This window comes from Winogradskyella sp. SM1960 (genome assembly GCF_020179375.1).
In the GTDB taxonomy this organism is placed as follows: domain Bacteria; phylum Bacteroidota; class Bacteroidia; order Flavobacteriales; family Flavobacteriaceae; genus Winogradskyella; species Winogradskyella marina.
Genome location: NZ_JAICBG010000002.1, coordinates 103016 through 118880, shown reverse-complemented (window position 1 = coordinate 118880; position 15865 = coordinate 103016). Strand labels below are relative to the sequence as shown.

At 31.9% G+C, this 15865-nt stretch carries 18 protein-coding genes; 13 read left to right on the top strand and 5 right to left on the bottom strand.

Going from position 1 to position 15865, the window contains the following annotated elements; all coding sequences use genetic code 11:
• The first annotated feature begins 7 nt into the window (after positions 1 to 7).
• From K1X16_RS06535 to K1X16_RS06525, 3 genes are all read left to right on the top strand, one after another.
• The gene (locus K1X16_RS06535) at positions 8 to 688 is read left to right on the top strand and encodes a DUF4377 domain-containing protein (protein WP_225035484.1); all 681 of its coding nucleotides are present in this window, start codon (positions 8 to 10) and stop codon (positions 686 to 688) included.
• A gap of 99 nt (positions 689 to 787) precedes the next feature.
• Complete coding sequence (gene rlmF / locus K1X16_RS06530) at positions 788 to 1744, top strand: 23S rRNA (adenine(1618)-N(6))-methyltransferase RlmF (RefSeq protein ID WP_225035483.1); 957 nt, start codon at positions 788 to 790, stop codon at positions 1742 to 1744.
• 376 nt (positions 1745 to 2120) lie between these two features.
• On the top strand, positions 2121 to 3356 hold the full coding sequence (locus K1X16_RS06525) for a DEAD/DEAH box helicase (RefSeq protein ID WP_225035482.1): 1236 nt from the start codon (positions 2121 to 2123) through the stop codon (positions 3354 to 3356).
• A 58-nt stretch (positions 3357 to 3414) separates the two neighbouring features.
• Here K1X16_RS06525 and K1X16_RS06520 read toward each other — a convergent pair whose 3' ends face one another.
• Genes K1X16_RS06520 through K1X16_RS06505 form a run of 4 tightly spaced genes read right to left on the bottom strand, consistent with a single transcriptional unit; the run spans position 3415 to position 6249 of the window.
• A complete protein-coding gene (locus tag K1X16_RS06520) occupies positions 3415 to 4053 on the bottom strand; it encodes a hypothetical protein (RefSeq protein WP_225035481.1) in 639 nt (212 codons plus the stop codon).
• A gap of 7 nt (positions 4054 to 4060) precedes the next feature.
• Positions 4061 to 5224, bottom strand: a complete 1164-nt coding sequence (locus K1X16_RS06515) for a hypothetical protein (RefSeq protein ID WP_225035480.1) — start codon at positions 5222 to 5224, stop codon at positions 4061 to 4063.
• Positions 5211 to 5720, bottom strand: coding sequence for a hypothetical protein (locus K1X16_RS06510; RefSeq protein ID WP_225035479.1), 510 nt, complete (start codon positions 5718 to 5720; stop codon positions 5211 to 5213). The genes K1X16_RS06515 and K1X16_RS06510 overlap by 14 nt, the downstream gene beginning before the upstream one ends.
• The gene (locus tag K1X16_RS06505) at positions 5704 to 6249 is read right to left on the bottom strand and encodes an RNA polymerase sigma factor (RefSeq protein WP_225035478.1); all 546 of its coding nucleotides are present in this window, start codon (positions 6247 to 6249) and stop codon (positions 5704 to 5706) included. The genes K1X16_RS06510 and K1X16_RS06505 overlap by 17 nt, the downstream gene beginning before the upstream one ends.
• Positions 6250 to 6377: 128 nt before the next feature.
• Here K1X16_RS06505 and K1X16_RS06500 point away from each other — a divergent pair, with 128 nt between their 5' ends.
• The 3 genes from K1X16_RS06500 to K1X16_RS06490 are packed head-to-tail and all read left to right on the top strand — an operon-like array spanning position 6378 to position 9093.
• Positions 6378 to 7688: a hypothetical protein gene (locus tag K1X16_RS06500; RefSeq protein ID WP_225035477.1), complete on the top strand. Its 1311-nt coding sequence runs from the start codon at positions 6378 to 6380 to the stop codon at positions 7686 to 7688.
• Between the two features lie 24 nt (positions 7689 to 7712).
• Positions 7713 to 8747, top strand: coding sequence for a hypothetical protein (locus tag K1X16_RS06495; RefSeq protein WP_225035476.1), 1035 nt, complete (start codon positions 7713 to 7715; stop codon positions 8745 to 8747).
• The gene (locus K1X16_RS06490) at positions 8740 to 9093 is read left to right on the top strand and encodes a MauE/DoxX family redox-associated membrane protein (protein ID WP_225035475.1); all 354 of its coding nucleotides are present in this window, start codon (positions 8740 to 8742) and stop codon (positions 9091 to 9093) included. The genes K1X16_RS06495 and K1X16_RS06490 overlap by 8 nt, the downstream gene beginning before the upstream one ends.
• Positions 9094 to 9096: 3 nt before the next feature.
• Here K1X16_RS06490 and K1X16_RS06485 read toward each other — a convergent pair whose 3' ends face one another.
• A complete protein-coding gene (locus tag K1X16_RS06485) occupies positions 9097 to 9777 on the bottom strand; it encodes a M15 family metallopeptidase (RefSeq protein ID WP_195872364.1) in 681 nt (226 codons plus the stop codon).
• A gap of 543 nt (positions 9778 to 10320) precedes the next feature.
• Here K1X16_RS06485 and K1X16_RS06480 point away from each other — a divergent pair.
• The 7 genes from K1X16_RS06480 (at position 10321) to K1X16_RS06450 (ending at position 15518) form a co-directional block, all read left to right on the top strand.
• Positions 10321 to 11247, top strand: a complete 927-nt coding sequence (locus K1X16_RS06480; RefSeq protein WP_225035474.1) for an alpha/beta hydrolase family protein — start codon at positions 10321 to 10323, stop codon at positions 11245 to 11247.
• Positions 11248 to 11613: 366 nt separating this feature from the next.
• On the top strand, positions 11614 to 12474 hold the full coding sequence (locus tag K1X16_RS06475) for an SPFH domain-containing protein (RefSeq protein WP_195872362.1): 861 nt from the start codon (positions 11614 to 11616) through the stop codon (positions 12472 to 12474).
• Positions 12475 to 12477: 3 nt separating this feature from the next.
• Positions 12478 to 12636: a DUF4177 domain-containing protein gene (locus tag K1X16_RS06470; protein WP_225035473.1), complete on the top strand. Its 159-nt coding sequence runs from the start codon at positions 12478 to 12480 to the stop codon at positions 12634 to 12636.
• Positions 12636 to 13136 (top strand): hypothetical protein, encoded by a 501-nt coding sequence (locus tag K1X16_RS06465; RefSeq protein ID WP_225035472.1) that lies wholly within the window; start codon positions 12636 to 12638, stop codon positions 13134 to 13136. The genes K1X16_RS06470 and K1X16_RS06465 overlap by 1 nt, the downstream gene beginning before the upstream one ends.
• Positions 13137 to 13146: 10 nt before the next feature.
• The gene (locus K1X16_RS06460; RefSeq protein WP_195872359.1) at positions 13147 to 13326 is read left to right on the top strand and encodes an Arc family DNA-binding protein; all 180 of its coding nucleotides are present in this window, start codon (positions 13147 to 13149) and stop codon (positions 13324 to 13326) included.
• Positions 13327 to 13390: 64 nt separating this feature from the next.
• A complete protein-coding gene (locus tag K1X16_RS06455; RefSeq protein ID WP_225035471.1) occupies positions 13391 to 14701 on the top strand; it encodes a DUF819 domain-containing protein in 1311 nt (436 codons plus the stop codon).
• Between the two features lie 106 nt (positions 14702 to 14807).
• Positions 14808 to 15518 (top strand): DUF4369 domain-containing protein, encoded by a 711-nt coding sequence (locus K1X16_RS06450; protein WP_225035470.1) that lies wholly within the window; start codon positions 14808 to 14810, stop codon positions 15516 to 15518.
• Positions 15519 to 15865: the final 347 nt, after the last annotated feature.

Below are 15865 nucleotides of genomic sequence, written 5' to 3'. Positions count from 1 at the left end.
TATAAAAATGAAATTCTTACAAAACCTACCAATTATAATATTAGCTACAGTACTATCGTCTTGTGGTTCTACAAAACAAGTAACCTCAACCTATTGGGTAAATAGCGCCAAAGTAGATTGTGATGCTGGTGCAGGACAAGCAACCTGTCTTCAAGTTACAAAAAGTGACGATTACGAAAATGCAGAATGGTCCCTTTTCTACTCCACTATAAATGGCTTTAATTTTGAACCTGGTTACTTACAGAAAATTGAGGTTACAGAAACCACTTTAGATTCTGAAAATGTTCCAGCGGATGCATCTTCAATAAAATATGATTTAGTTAAAGTTTTAGAGAAAAAACAAGATCCAAAATTGGCCATTCACGATATTTGGGCAACCACACATATTAATGGCGAACAAATTGAAAGCACTAAGAATGTACCAACGTTAGAAATAAACACCACTGAAATGCGTGCTTCCGGAACAAATGGTTGTAATAATTATACTGGTGAAATTAAAAATATAAACGCTTCAACAATTGAATTTGGTGCCATTGCTTCCACCCGAAAAATGTGTATGGATATGGCTATTCCAGATAGTTTTGACAAGGCATTCAATACAATTTCAACGTATAAGAAAGAAGGGGTAACTTTATCTTTTTATAATGAATCTGGTGACGAAGTGCTACGTTTTAAGAAGGTAGATTAATTAGATGTCACATTCATTTAAAATATTGGGTTATTTAGACTAAGGTTTTAATAACCCAATTTCTTTTCCATTACCTTTGTCACCATAAATTATAAAGCCTTGGAAAAGAAAAAATCACATCCCAAAATAAAATCAGAACTTCATCCTAGAAGTCAACATAGAAAACGCTATGATTTTGATGCGCTAATTAAAAGCTCACCAGAATTAGCTTCTTATGTGGCACCTAATAAATATGGTGACGATTCTGTAGATTTTTTTAACCCAGCAGCTGTAAAAGCATTAAACAAAGCGTTGTTAATTCACCATTACGGATTAGAGTATTGGGATATTCCGAAGCATTATTTGTGTCCTCCAATTCCAGGAAGAGCTGATTACATTCATAATATTGCCGATCTTTTAAAAGGCGAAGGCACTACGATTCCTAAAGGAAATCAGATTAAAGGTTTAGATATTGGTGTTGGTGCTAATTGTATTTATCCCATTATTGGTCAGCATGAATACGGCTGGTCATTTATAGGAAGTGACACTGATGAAACTGCAATTATCTCGGCTAAAGATATTGAGCAAAAGAATTACAAATTAAGATCTACTTTAGAAATTAGAAAGCAAGAAAAATCGAATAACTTTTTCTACGATATTTTAAAACCTGAAGAAAAAGTAGATTTCACGATTTGTAACCCTCCGTTTCATGCGTCAGCAGAAGACGCTCAAAAAGCAAGTTTAAAAAAGCAAAAAAACTTAAAAGGCAAACGACCTAATAAAGCGCTTTTAAATTTTGGTGGGCAGCATAACGAACTCTGGACCAAAGGTGGTGAAGCCCGTTTTGTAAAAGACATGATTTACGAAAGCAAACATTTTGGCAAACAGTGTTTCTGGTTTACAAGTTTAATTTCAAAAGAAACAACTCTAAAACCAACCTATAAGATTTTAGATAAAGTAAATGCTACAGCTGTAAAAACTATTGAAATGGGTCAAGGCCATAAAATCAGTCGATTTATTGCATGGACGTTTTTAACAGAACAAGAACAAAAGGATTGGATTAAAGAACGTTGGTAGTTAAGAAACCGATATAATGTACCTAAAGGCACATTCTAATACAGACTTATTTTCACCTATATGTTGTCGTTAATAACACATAATTATAGAGTAGCCACAGCGTGGCAAAATATTAATAATTTAAAAAACGGATTAAGGTTTTTAGCTCCTTAGGAGCGAAATATTATGTCACTCCTCTGGAGTTTTAATTTACTAATCAGCCACCATATTATTAATATTTAACTCCTCTGGAGTTTCACATCAAAAAATGATAATAATTCATTTACCTTTGTCTGTATGTTTGCCATCCCTACGTAATAGGGAATCTACAAGCTACGTTTAACAAAGTGGATTCCTGCTTTCACAGGAATGACAAACTTAATAAATACAAAATCATATGTCATTTAAAGACTTACATCTTATAAAACCCATACAGAAAGCTGTTGCAGCTTCTGGTTATATAGAACCTACTTTAGTACAACAACGTGCTATTCCACCAATTTTGGAGGGTAAAGATGTCATTGTCTCAGCACAAACAGGAACAGGGAAAACAGCAGCTTTTGCTTTACCAATTTTACAACAGCTTTTTGATAAGCAAGACGCTCCCAAAAAAGGTAAAAAAATTAGAGCGTTAATTGTAAGTCCTACACGAGAATTGGCATTACAAATTCAACAGAATTTTAAAACTTATGCTGAGTTTACAAATTTAACCTCTTTAGTTGTTTTTGGTGGAGCATCAATAGAACCTCAAATTGAGGTATTAAAAAAAGGCATTGATATTTTAGTGGCCACTCCTGGTCGCTTACTCGATTTGCATAAACAAGATTACATTAACTTAGATTTTATTGAAACTTTTGTTTTAGATGAAGCCGATTTAATGCTAGATATGGGTTTTATCGATGACATAAAAAAGATTGAACGACTTTGCCCAGAAGACAAACAGACCTTATTATTCTCGGCAACAATTCCTAATAAAATTGAACACTTAGCCAATACTATTCTCAAAGATCCAGAACGTATTGATGTTACACCAACAAAATCTGTTACTAAAGACGTTAGTCAAGCGTTGTATTATGTTCCAAAACGTAACAAAATGGAATTGTGTTTGCATTTAATGCGAAATACCATTGAAGGAAATGTTCTTATTTTTAGACGTACCAAATTTGGCGTAAATAAATTGGAACAAACCTTATTAAAAAATGGATATGCTGTAAATAGTATTCATGGTGACAAAAACCAAAGCGACAGACAAACTGCGCTTAATAAATTTAAAAATGGTTACGTTAAAGTTCTGATTGCCACTGATGTTGCTGCTCGTGGTATTGACATAAATGAGTTAGACAACGTGCTAAATTTTGATATGCCAAACGTACCAGAAACCTATGTGCATAGAATCGGAAGAACAGGTCGTGCTGGACATATTGGAAAAGCTTATTCTATGTGTTCTGCAGATGAAAAAAGTTATGTAAAAACCATTCAGAATGCTATAAACATTCAAATACCTGTTGAGACTGAACATCCTTATCCTTTAGACCCAAAAGCCAAACCTATTGTTCACAAAAAGAAAGGTAGCAAGTATAAGAAAGGTCGTAAAAGCGAAGCTTCTAAGAAGAAGAAAAAGCGTTGGTATTAGGAGTTAGAAGTTAGAAGTTAGAAGTTAGAAGTTAGAAGTTAGAAGTTAGAAAAGTATATTATTCAAATTTCATTTCGAAAAGTAGATAGTGTTTTATTCCAAATTTAGCTCCCCAATTCTCAATGTCATTACCTGAAGATCCTACATCACACCAAGATAAAATGCCATCTTCTCTTTCGTAAGGTAAAATATAAGCTAACAGATAAAACGATTTGTTATAGCTGATTTCTAGATTGCTTTCGTCTGCTAGATTTCTTAAACTGTAGTTTTCGGAATCTATAGCATCGTAGTTTTTGGTGACGCTAAACCTTGGAAATTTAAAAGTCATTTTTAGTTGATTATCGTCAGTGTGTTTAGAAACTACTCTCATTTTAAACACCGAATCGCTCAACGTTTGAAACTGTTTAAAACCTAAACTTTTACTATCTATTACTGTGGTATCAGAAACTATTTTTCCATCCCAAATTTCTTTTACGGTTAAATGGTAGCTTTTTCCTCTAAGGTCTTCTCCTGAGAATGTCAGTTTCATGTAATCAATACCTTCAAAACTTAAAATATCGCTGATTTCTACGTTGTCTGACGCATACTCAGTTTCTAGTTTTAAATCTGGAGTCGTTTCAAAGTTAGATTCATTTTGTTGTGCTAGCAATCCACTGAAGCAAACTATTGCAACAGTAATATTTAGAATTCTTTTCATAATTTAATTATTTTTTTTTGACCGAGTCATTGTAAGAGTAAATAATACCATGAATAATATCAAAGAAAATTTCACCTGAAAAATCGCCTTTTCCATTTGATTTTTTTTCCATCATTCGGTACTTCTCTCCATTGCTAGTTGGTTGCATATTAATTTGATGCTTACCAATAAAGTTTTTTGTATTATGACCAATAACTTTAAAGCTATAATCTAACTTTGGATAGAAAAAATGAACTTTTGAATACTCTGAATATAAATCAAATCGACCAAAATCTTTAGTCCAACTGTAGAACCAGTATTCACTATTATAATCTGTTATAGTTGTGTTTTGTTGAATCTCTCCTATTTCAACTTTTGAAAATTCTGAAGTAATTTTTGCATTTTCTAGAGTTCCTATCTTACCGTTTTTTACGTTTTTAAATTCAAAATCACCACCATCTATACCAAGGACTTCGATAGTTGCATTATCAATTTGAAATTTATTATAGGGATTTGAAATTAGTTTTGATATTAATGTACCACCATTTAGTGTTACAGTTAATTCATTTCTCAAATTATTTCTAACATACAGTCCCGATTCTTTAGCATTTACTGTTAATTTTAAATACGGTGGAATTTTAATTACAAAACGACTTCTCATCATTTTTATACCGCCTTTTCTGAAATTAGTTACCTTACCATTTTTATCTACCTTTTTAAAACGGTCGTTTATATACTTTAATGAATTACTTGTAATTGTGCGATTATTTTGTTCTATTTCTGCTCGTAATGAATCTAAAGGTTTACGAAAAATAGAATCTTTTTTAGACTCAAAAAAAGATTGATTTATACTGATGGCATCTGTAGTTTTAAACTCAAAGGTTTCCATAGAAATTTTACTCTTACTACTAGCACTTAGAGATATATGGTTTTCAAACTTACCAGCTTCTACTTTTATCTCTTCTAAAAACGATTTGATTTCTTTTTTTGAATACCCATCAAATTCCATAATATAATCTACATGAACTTTTCCATCTACAGATTCTTCTAAAGCAACCGTAACATTATCTAAATTTAAAATGGCCGTTGTGTTTTTATCTGCTGTAAAAGTTTCACTATGGACTTTATGCTGTTGTGCATTTACCGTAACTGACGTGATGAGCATCAGCGCTAAAATTTTAAATGGTTTCATACGGTTCGTTATTTTGATTTAATATTTTGATGTGTTTTTGTATGTCTTTTAAAATTTGAAGTCGCGTTTGAAGATTTTCAATCAACGCTTCAATCACCAAAACGTTATTGGCATCGTTTTTAAACTGCATGGAAATATTTTGGTAATCGGCATCTAAGTCTTTCAACTTTTTTCTGAAACGTTCTACTAAAACGTCATCGTCTGCAATGGCAATAAAATTCTCCCACTCTGTTTCAATATTGGCTAAATACTCTGCTTCTACAGCTTCAATTTGCGCTACTATTGGCGACACTTTAGTTTCTTCTTCTGTGGTATTATAAAAACCGATTCCTACCGTTAAAGCAATAAGTAAAACAGCTGCAATTTTCAGCCAGTTATGCGATGGGTTCTTCTTCGTTTGCGTTTTAAGTTTCCCTAAAAATTCAGTTCTATGATTTTCCGGAAGCGTTTTTAAATCATCTTCCTCTTTAAATAAATTTCTAATATCTCGCTTCATTGTACTTTTGTTTTAAGAGATCTTGTAACTTTAATTTGCCGCGTCTTAAATGTGTTCTCGAGGTTTTTATTGGTATTTCTAATATCTCGGAAATTTCTTCATGGTCGTAACCTTCAATGAGATAAAGCTTAACCACTACTCTATACTTTTCCTTTAATTGTTCAATAGCAAATAGAATTTCTTTCTTTGTAATTGTACTATCAAAATGCCAATCGTCTTCGTTTATAATTTGCAGTTCCGAAACTTCAACATCATTAAATTCTAACTTATTTTTCTTTAAAACATCCAAGCACTGATTAATGATAATTCGTTTTAACCAAGCACCAAATGTGGCTTCTGGTTGGTATTTATCTATATTAATAAAGGCTTTTAAAAATCCGTCTTGCATCGCATCTTTTGCCTCTTCTTCGTTTAGATAACGACAAGCTATCGTAAACATAGCTTGCGCATAAGTATCATAAACTTGCATTTGTGCAAATTCATTTCCTTTTTTGCAACGATTAATAAGTTTAGTCTCTTTTTGGTGCATTAGATTGATTAGCGGTTTCTATTACTAAAAACGAAGGAATTTGGAAAGAGTTTCAAAATAGGATAAAAAAGATTGATTTTAACTGAATATGTCTAATTTTAACCTGAATTTCAATCCAACTAATACATATGAGTGATGAATACAAGAAACCTGCGTTTAAAAAATTATTAGATCGATTACAAGAAGAGAGTTGGCAATTAGAATTGCTGATTTCTGGTTTTGCTATTTTTGGATTATTCTCGGCGTATCCTAATTTAGAAATCGCATATCAACATACCCAAAATGAGAATAATGCATTTTTTATGATGGTTTTAGTTGTGGCTCTTTCGGCATGTTCTATTTTAATTTTTAACTTATTGTTTCATGTTCTTTTACGAGGCTTATGGATCGGTGCATTAGGCTTACGATATGTTTCAGGAGATATTGACTACGACACCTTAAATTATAGTAAGAAATTCAATACGTATTTAAAGGATAAAGTTGGCTCTTTTGATAGATATATAGGGCGTTTAGAAAACTATTGTAGTATTATATTTGCTATATCATTTTTACTTATATTCTATATGTTGGCCATTGCGCTTACGATAGGGTCTATTGTTTTCGTGCTAACAATTTTTATCGATGATCATTCTTTTAGTGACATATCGACCTATTTTGGCATTGTTCTTTTGGTTTTTCTTATAACAGGAATGCTACTCACCTTTTTTGATTTTATAACTCTCGGTTTTTTAAAGAAGAAAAAATGGATAAGCAAAATATATTTTCCCATTTACTGGTGTTTTAGTTTTATTACACTATCGTTTTTATACCGACCATTAGTCTATAATTTTCTCGACCATAAATTTGGAAAACGCCTGAGTTTCTTTTTAGTGCCCATCTACATCACATTGATATGGATTACATCATTATATTATAACCAATCTAATTATTTTAATTTTACTGAGTCATCAGGAAGCAGTATCGCAAATTCCTTTAACTATGAAGATATGCTTATTGAGAAATCTGATTTTATTGAAAATATCGCTATTAATAGTAAAGTGATTAGCGACCCATACATCAAAGTATTTATAGCTTTTGATAAAAATATTGAAGATGAAATTTCTCTATTCAATCCTAGTTTAGAATTAGAAGAAGACATTAGAGGTATTACCTCAGAAATGAGTACAGTCCATTCTGAATATATGACCGATGCATTAAAAATTGAATATATATCAACTTTTAATACGCTTTATTCGGTTGACATTGATTCTACAATGTATCCAACTGAGTTTATACTTGGTGCCTCCATAAAAAAGCAAAAAGGCTTTGAAACGTATATAGGTATAAAGAACCTAAAGGAAGGTAAACATATGATACATGTAAATCGAAAAACAATAAAAAAATTAGACACCATAACTAAAACTGAAGCTTCTATACCGTTTTGGTATTATCCCAATTAGTAAACAAGATAAAAACGTCTCAAAGTGAGACGTTTTTTTATGCCTATAAATAATGTATCTTTAGAATCTATAAACTTAACCATGTATAAAATTTTATTTATTTTCTTATTCATTGGGCAAATCGCATTTGCTCAAATTACTATTAAAGATAGCATTTCAACATATCCTGTGAGCTATGCAACAGTCTCATTTGGAAATGGCAATGGTCTTTTTGCTGATGATGAAGGTCAGTTTGTTTTTACTAAAAAATTATATCCAGATATAGATTCGTTATTTATTTCAGCTTTAGGTTTTAAAGATTTAAATGTTGCCACTCATAATTTACCCAATCACTTATTATTGCAACCAGAAGCTTCAGAATTAGATGAAGTATTTATTGGCACTACATTAGATCGTAAATTTAAAGAAGAAGAATTAAAACCTTCTTTAGACGATGATTATTACAATTGCTGGTTGCCTACTATAGAATCTGAAATTGCTGTCTATTTTCCTAAAACAACAACCAAAGATCAACAGCTTAAAGAAGTTGTTTTTCCTATTGCTTTAGAATCTAAAGATTGGGAAAAACGAAACCGTAGAAACAGTGAAAAGAAGAAATTTTCAACGTTATTTAAAGTAAAGTTTTACAGTAACAATAACGGAGTACCTGGTAACGTTTTAACCAACGAAACCATTGTGTTTAGAGCTACTGAAAAAGATGGTGATGCTTATGAATTAAATGTAGATGACCATAATATTTATATTCCAGACAATGGCTTCTTTGTGTCTCTTCAAGTTTTAGGTTATACTAATAAAGAAGGAAAATTATTGCCCAATAAAAAGTATAAAGAAATTGAATCTAGAGGTGGAAGCGTCGTAAAAATCCCAACTAACTTTAGACCTTTGTTACCATTTACTGATGACATTGCATCCAAAAACACCTTTATAAAACGCGTGTTTATTAGTGGAAATAATTGGGTGAAATTTGATAAAGGCAATCAGTTTAAATCGAGTTTATTAGACAAAAATCTTTTTAATTACGGTATTGGGTTAACTTACAAAACTTTTAAAGATGAGTGAACCAACTGGGCTATACGTCATGGCTGCCATGTATATTGTTGCCGGTGTGATGCATTTTGTAAAACCCAAAATGTATATGCGTATTATGCCTAGATATTTACCTAGTCACAAAGCTTTGGTTTATTTAAGTGGCTTAGCCGAAATCTTATTAGGTATTGGTTTATGCATTCCTGCGTTAAAAACCATTTCTATTTATGGCATTATTGCCATGTTAGCCGTTTTTCTGTTAGTACATTTTTATATGCTTTCTGGCAAAAAAGCAGCTGCCGGAATTCCGAAATGGATTTTAATCTTACGAATACCGCTTCAATTTGGATTAATGTATTGGGCTTGGATGTATGTCTAAAAATTACTCCACTTCAAAATCAAAATACGTCTTAGGAAAAGGTTCCCAACGTAATGTAAAATGCCACCACTCTTTAGAGTAATTTCTAAAATTATGCTTTAACATAACAGTTTGTAATAACTGACGGTTTTGTTTTTGCTCGTCGGTTAAATCATCATGAGCAATCCAAGATGCTTTTCCGAAGAAATCATAAGGACTTCCCATATCTAAAGGTTCACCTGTTTCGCCATTTGTAATGGTTAAATCTACTGTACTTCCTCTACTGTGACCAGATCGCGATGCAATATAACCTGCTTTAAATAGGTTTTTCTTTTCAACTTCTGGATAAAATAAAGATTTATTAACCGTATCATTCAACTCACGAGCCCATTCTATAAAATGATTTACAGCACGTTGTGGGCGGTAACCATCATAGACTTTAAGACAAAGGTTTTGTTGTTGTAATTCTTCTTGAACTAGTTTTAGTTTCTCAGCAGTCCCTTTTGTAACGATTAAACGATTGGCTTTATAACCGTTAATGGTGTCTCCAACAAAATTATTTTCAGAAAAATAACGTAATTCTACATCTAAATCTGGAATCACAGATTTAGCATAAACAAAACCTTCTGGCAATGTTTGCTGTTGTTGAAATCCTAACGTTAGAAGGATTAAACTTCCTATGTATAGTAGTGCTTTGTAATTCATAATAAAGTACTAAATTAATAAAAAAAAGAGTATAAATTTAGAATTGCGAAACATCATTCTCAGCTTTAGATGTTCACAATAGATACTTACATTTTATGAAGACAAAAAGAGAGCAAAACATAATAATTAAACCCAAATCGACGTTTAACACAAAACATATTGGATGTTATAAAAACAAAAAACCGAGATCCCTCAATCTCGGTTTTCGTTTATTTGCTTTTCTATGTTGGTAGATTCAGGGTCTCTAAGCCAACTCAACATAAGGCAAATATTAATTAATTAATCCATTGAACTAAAAACTAAATTTCAGTACGAGTCAAATATATAATTCATTTTGAATTGCAACGCTTAAAAACACATTTAATCGATGAAATGCACTTTATTTTAACATTTAACGACAAAATTATGTATTTTACCGATGAAATACACATTTGTAAATGTGTATATTTCCGTAATTAACACTAAAAATTGGTATAAATTGTGAAACAACTAGTGCATTCAGCTCAATATGAATTAACTTTATACGTCTTAAAATATTTAAATATGAAATTCTTTTTAATTCTCGCTTTATCATTAGTTAGCAGTCTTGGACTTAGCCAAGAAAAAACATATACCGAAGAAGATATATCTATTTCTAAATGGATAGATGGCACATTGCTTGCACCTCAAGACAATGACCAACCTAATTTAGCCATTATTATAGCTGGCTCTGGTCCAACAAATAGAAATGGTAATCAAAATTTCCTAAAAAATAATTCCTTAAAAAAGTTAGCAGAAGGACTTACACACAATGGTATTGCAACCTTTAGGTTTGACAAACGAATAGTAAAACAAATTCATCAAAACAACGTAGATAAAGATATTATGTTCGATGATTTTGTGAGTGATGCCTCAGATGTATTAGATTACTTTAAAGAAAAAGGCACTTATAATAAGATATATATCATTGGGCACAGTCAAGGCAGTTTAGTTGGAATGCTCTCAGCAAAAGACAAGGCAGACGGTTTTATTTCGCTCGCTGGAGCTGGTAATAACATAGGAGATGTTATTATAGAACAAGTCGCTAAAACAGCACCAATGTTTAATGAAGACACCAAACGTGTTGTTAATAGTTTAAAAGAAGGTAAAACTACAACTGATTTCCCAGTTGCCTTAGCATCCATGTTTAATGCCGATTTGCAACCATTTATGATCAATTGGATGTCTCATAATCCCTCTGAAATTATAAAAGAATTAAACATGCCAATTCTTATTGTTAATGGCACAAAAGACCTTCAAGTTTCAGTTAGTGAAGCTGAAGTACTAAAAGACGCTAATAAAACAGCGGAATTACTACTTATAGAAAATATGAATCACGTCCTTTTTGAAATTGAAGGTGATGATTTAGAAAATTCAAAATCATATAACGAATCGTTTAGATCTATTTCTCCAGAACTTATAACAGGAATAACGAAGTTTATAGCGTCTTAACCCATTCTTTAAAATTCATCAAATAAAAAAGCATCTCGCCTAAAATGTATAGGAATGAGATGCTTTTTTCACTTAACTAACTAAACACTAATGAAAAGCATCCCAACCACGAGATGCTTTTTCTAACTAACCAACCAATGTAATGTTACGACTTTGTAGTTCTGTTACTAGAATGTAACAGTTGTAATAATCATTACAATTAGTATTAAGCAAACCCTGTGCCAAACTTTGTTTTTTTATTTCTTTTATTAATACTGTAACAAAAAATTCTATTTGCATACTAATAAATTAAATCATATCTTTATGATATCATTTTAATATCATATTGATTTGAAACGATAATTAACTAATTAAATTTTTTAAATCATGAAAGAAGAGAAAATCATCGTCCCAGCAAATGGCTATCTAATGCTATTTTTATTTTTAATATTGTTCTTTGGCAGTATTGCATTAATTCCAATTACAGAAACAGGTTGGTCAATATTTGGTATTGTAGCAGCATTAATTTTAGCCTTTGGGTTTTTAATGGTACAACCTAATGGCTCAAGAGTTTTACTATTATTTGGTAAATATGTTGGAACCGTTAAAAAGAATGGCTTTTACTGGGTGAATCCGTTTTACACTAAACGAAAAATCTCACTTAGAGCAAGCAATTTTGATAGCGAACGCTTAAAAGTGAATGATAAATTAGGAAACCCAATTATGATAAGTACCATCTTAGTTTGGCGTGTTCATAATACCTACAAAGCCGCATTTGATGTCGATAATTATGAAAATTTTGTACGTGTACAAACCGATGCCGCTGTTCGTAAATTAGCCAGTATGTATCCTTATGATAATTTTGCAGATGAAGGTGTTGACGAAGATATTACCTTACGTTCTAGTGTTAATGAAGTTAGTAATGCGTTAGAAAAAGAAATAGACGAACGCTTAACCATTGCTGGAATTGAAGTTTTAGAAGCAAGAATTGGCTACCTAGCTTATGCTAATGAAATTGCAAATGCCATGTTAAAGCGTCAACAAGCTACAGCGATTGTCGCTGCTAGACATAAAATTGTAGAAGGTGCTGTGAGTATGGTAGAAATGGCAATTGACGAACTGAATAAAAAGCAAGTGGTAGAATTAGATGAAGAACGCAAAGCTGCTATGGTGAGTAATCTCATGGTTGTACTTTGTGGAGATAAAGATGCATCTCCAGTTTTAAACACCGGAACTTTAAACCATTAAAACATGAAAGAATATAAAGTAGTTATCCCAAAATTAGGTTTTAGAAACCGCGTTCAAAATTTTGAAGATTTCCTGAATCAATACGCACGTGAAGGATGGGTTGTAAATCAAATTGCGGTGAATTGGGCAACGGTAGTTTTTGAACGTGACAAGAACAGATAATGAAAATATTTAAAGAAGAACAACGCTTTAATCAGCTATGGTTAATTGTACTGATACTTGTAAGTTTATTGGTACCTGTTGGTGTGATCTTACTATCTTACTTTGAAGATCCTAGCAGTTATACTAATTTAGAATTAACTTCAAGCATTGGTTTTATAATTTTAGCGGCAGGAATTATATTTTTGTTCAAATTAGAAACACGAATTGATGAAAAAGGAATTCATTATAAGTTCTTTCCTTTCCATTGGAGTTTTAAAGTGGTAACATGGAACGACATAGAAAAAGCTTATGTTAGAACTTATTCTCCTATATCAGAATATGGTGGTTGGGGCATAAAAGGAGGTATACTTTGGAATACATCTAAAGGTAAAGCTATAAACGTTTCTGGTGATATAGGAATTCAACTCGAATTAAAAAATGGTAAAAAACTTTTAATTGGTACACAAAAACGAAACGAAGCAGAACGCATATTAACCACCTATAAAACAAAATTTAATTAAGTAAACTATAATGTCTAAAAAGAAAGCTTTTGCACTACGAATGAATGAAGATATGCTGAAAGCCATTGAAAAATGGGCTTCAGATGAATTTCGTAGTACTAATGGTCAGATAGAATGGATGTTAATGCAGTATCTCAAAGAACATAATAGGCAACCCAAGAAAAAAGATAATTCTAAAGACAAAAAGTGATCGGAAACGGTCACTTTTTTAGTTTTAATTTTTTGTATTTTGCAAGTCCTAAATAAACTATACTATGGATAATACTCCGATTTTTACTGATGATACTATTGTATTTGGACTCTTAATGCTAGCCTTAGGTTTTGTCTTTGTAACAGAATCTATAAAAACAGGATTTTGGTCAAAGTTCTATAAAATAGTACCTGGATTATTTATGGCTTATATGGTTCCTGCGGTTTTAACAACCACTGGATTAATTTCACCAGAATGGACAACCGTTTCAGAGACTGGTGTTATAACGGAACATAGCACAAATCTATATTATGTTGCCAGTAGGTATTTATTGCCTGCCGCTTTAGTTTTAATGACATTGAGTATTGACTTAAAAGCAGTCTTTAATTTAGGTTGGAAAGCTTTGGTTATGTTTTTCACAGGGACTATTGGAATTATAATCGGTGGACCTATTGCTATTTTATTAATAGCTAGTGTTTCGCCAGAAACCGTTGGAGGTGTTGGTCCAGATGCAGTATGGAGAGGACTTTCTACTTTAGCAGGGAGTTGGATTGGTGGAGGAGCTAACCAAACAGCCATGTTAGAGATTTATGGATACAACCAAGCTAAATATGGTGGGATGGTCTTTGTAGATATTGTGGTTGCCAATATTTGGATGGCTATCATACTTGTTGGTATCGGAAAAAGAAATCGAATTAATAAATGGTTAAAAGCAGATACGTCTTCAATTGAAGAACTAAAAGAGAAAGTGTCTTCTTTTTCAGAAAAAGTAAAGCGAAATCCATCTTTAACCGACATAATGATTATTGCTGCTATTGCTTTCGGAACCGTTAGTGTTGCGCATTTAAGCGCTAATTATTTAGCACCTCTTTTTGCAGATATGGTAGCAGGAATAGACTCTCCTACAACACGAAATATATTTACCTTTTTAGGTTCAAAATTCTTTTGGATGATAAGTATCGCTACTATAATTGCTGTTCTTTTATCAAATACAAAAGCAAAAAATTATGAAGGAGCTGGTGCAAGTAAATTTGGTAGTGTTTTTATATACATCCTTGTAGCTAGTATTGGTATGAAAATGGATTTAACCATGATTTTCGATAATTTAGGCCTTATTGCAATTGGTGTTATTTGGATGTCGATTCATGCATTATTATTAATTCTAATTGCTAAAATTATCAAAGCTCCGTATTTCTTTTTAGCTGTAGGAAGCCAAGCTAACGTTGGTGGAGCAGCCTCTGCTCCTATTGTTGCCTCAGCTTTCCATCCGTCTTTAGCTACAGTTGGAGTTTTACTTGCTGTATTTGGCTATGCTGTAGGAACCATTGCGGCTATTGGCTGTACAATATTAATGGAATTAGCAGCTGTAAGTTAGCTTTAACTCTTCATATGGTTTTCTATTACCAAAAAATAAAATGTCAAGATCAGTTCGATATTAAAACTATTATAAGATATTTGCGCACCTAATTATTTAGCAAAACATGACAAAATTATATAAAACACTAAGCCTCTTAGCTGTAGTAGCATTAGCCGTTTCTTGTAGCAAAAATAACAACGCTAACTTTACCTTAAAGGGCCATATTAAAGACTTAAAAAAAGGAGTTGTTTATCTTCAAAAAGATGGAGATTCAAGCATTGTAGACTTAGACTCAATGGTTATTACAGGACAACCAGAATTCACATTACACACCAATTTAGATGAACCACTTCTACTCTATTTAAAACTTTTTAAAAATGATGGAGAAGAGCATTACATTCCATTCTTTGCGGATAAAGGTGTTACAGAAATTACAACAACCTTAAAGACGTTTAATTATGATTCTGAAATTAAAGGCTCTAAACAGCAAGCCCTTTTAGAAGAATATTTAGATGTTTTGTCTAAATACAATGATAAAAATTTAGATATTATAGAAGAAAGATTTTATGCGCATGAGCAGAAAGATAGTATTAAATTAGATTCGTTGAACAAAGTAGCAGACCAAATAATGAAGCGTAAATATGCTTATACCATACAGTATGCTATAAATAATAAGGACAGTGAAATAGCACCTTATTTAGTACTTTACAAAGCACAAAATGCTAATCCAATTTATATCGATTCTATTTATAACAATCTAACCAATGAGGTTAAAAATTCGTTTTACGGTAAAAAATTGAATGAATTTATTTCGAATAGAAATTCTGATAATTAATATAGTAAAACAAACGCCTTTGGAATTTAATTCTACACGTTAGACATTTAAGCAAAAAATCCAATCAATACTAAAATGATTGGATTTTTATTTTTTTAGAACCGATGGAGGGACTTACTTCGGCTGCGCTCAGCATAAACTTCTCGCCCTATGTAATTTTATCAAATAAAAAAACTCTAACTACTTTATGATAGTTAGAGTTTCAATTAAGAGCCGATGGAGGGACTTACTTCGACTGCGCTCAGCATAAACTTCTCGCCCTATGTAATTTTATCAAATAAAAAAACTCTAACTACTTTATGATAGTTAGAGTTTCAATTAAGAGCCGATGGAGGGACTTACTTCGG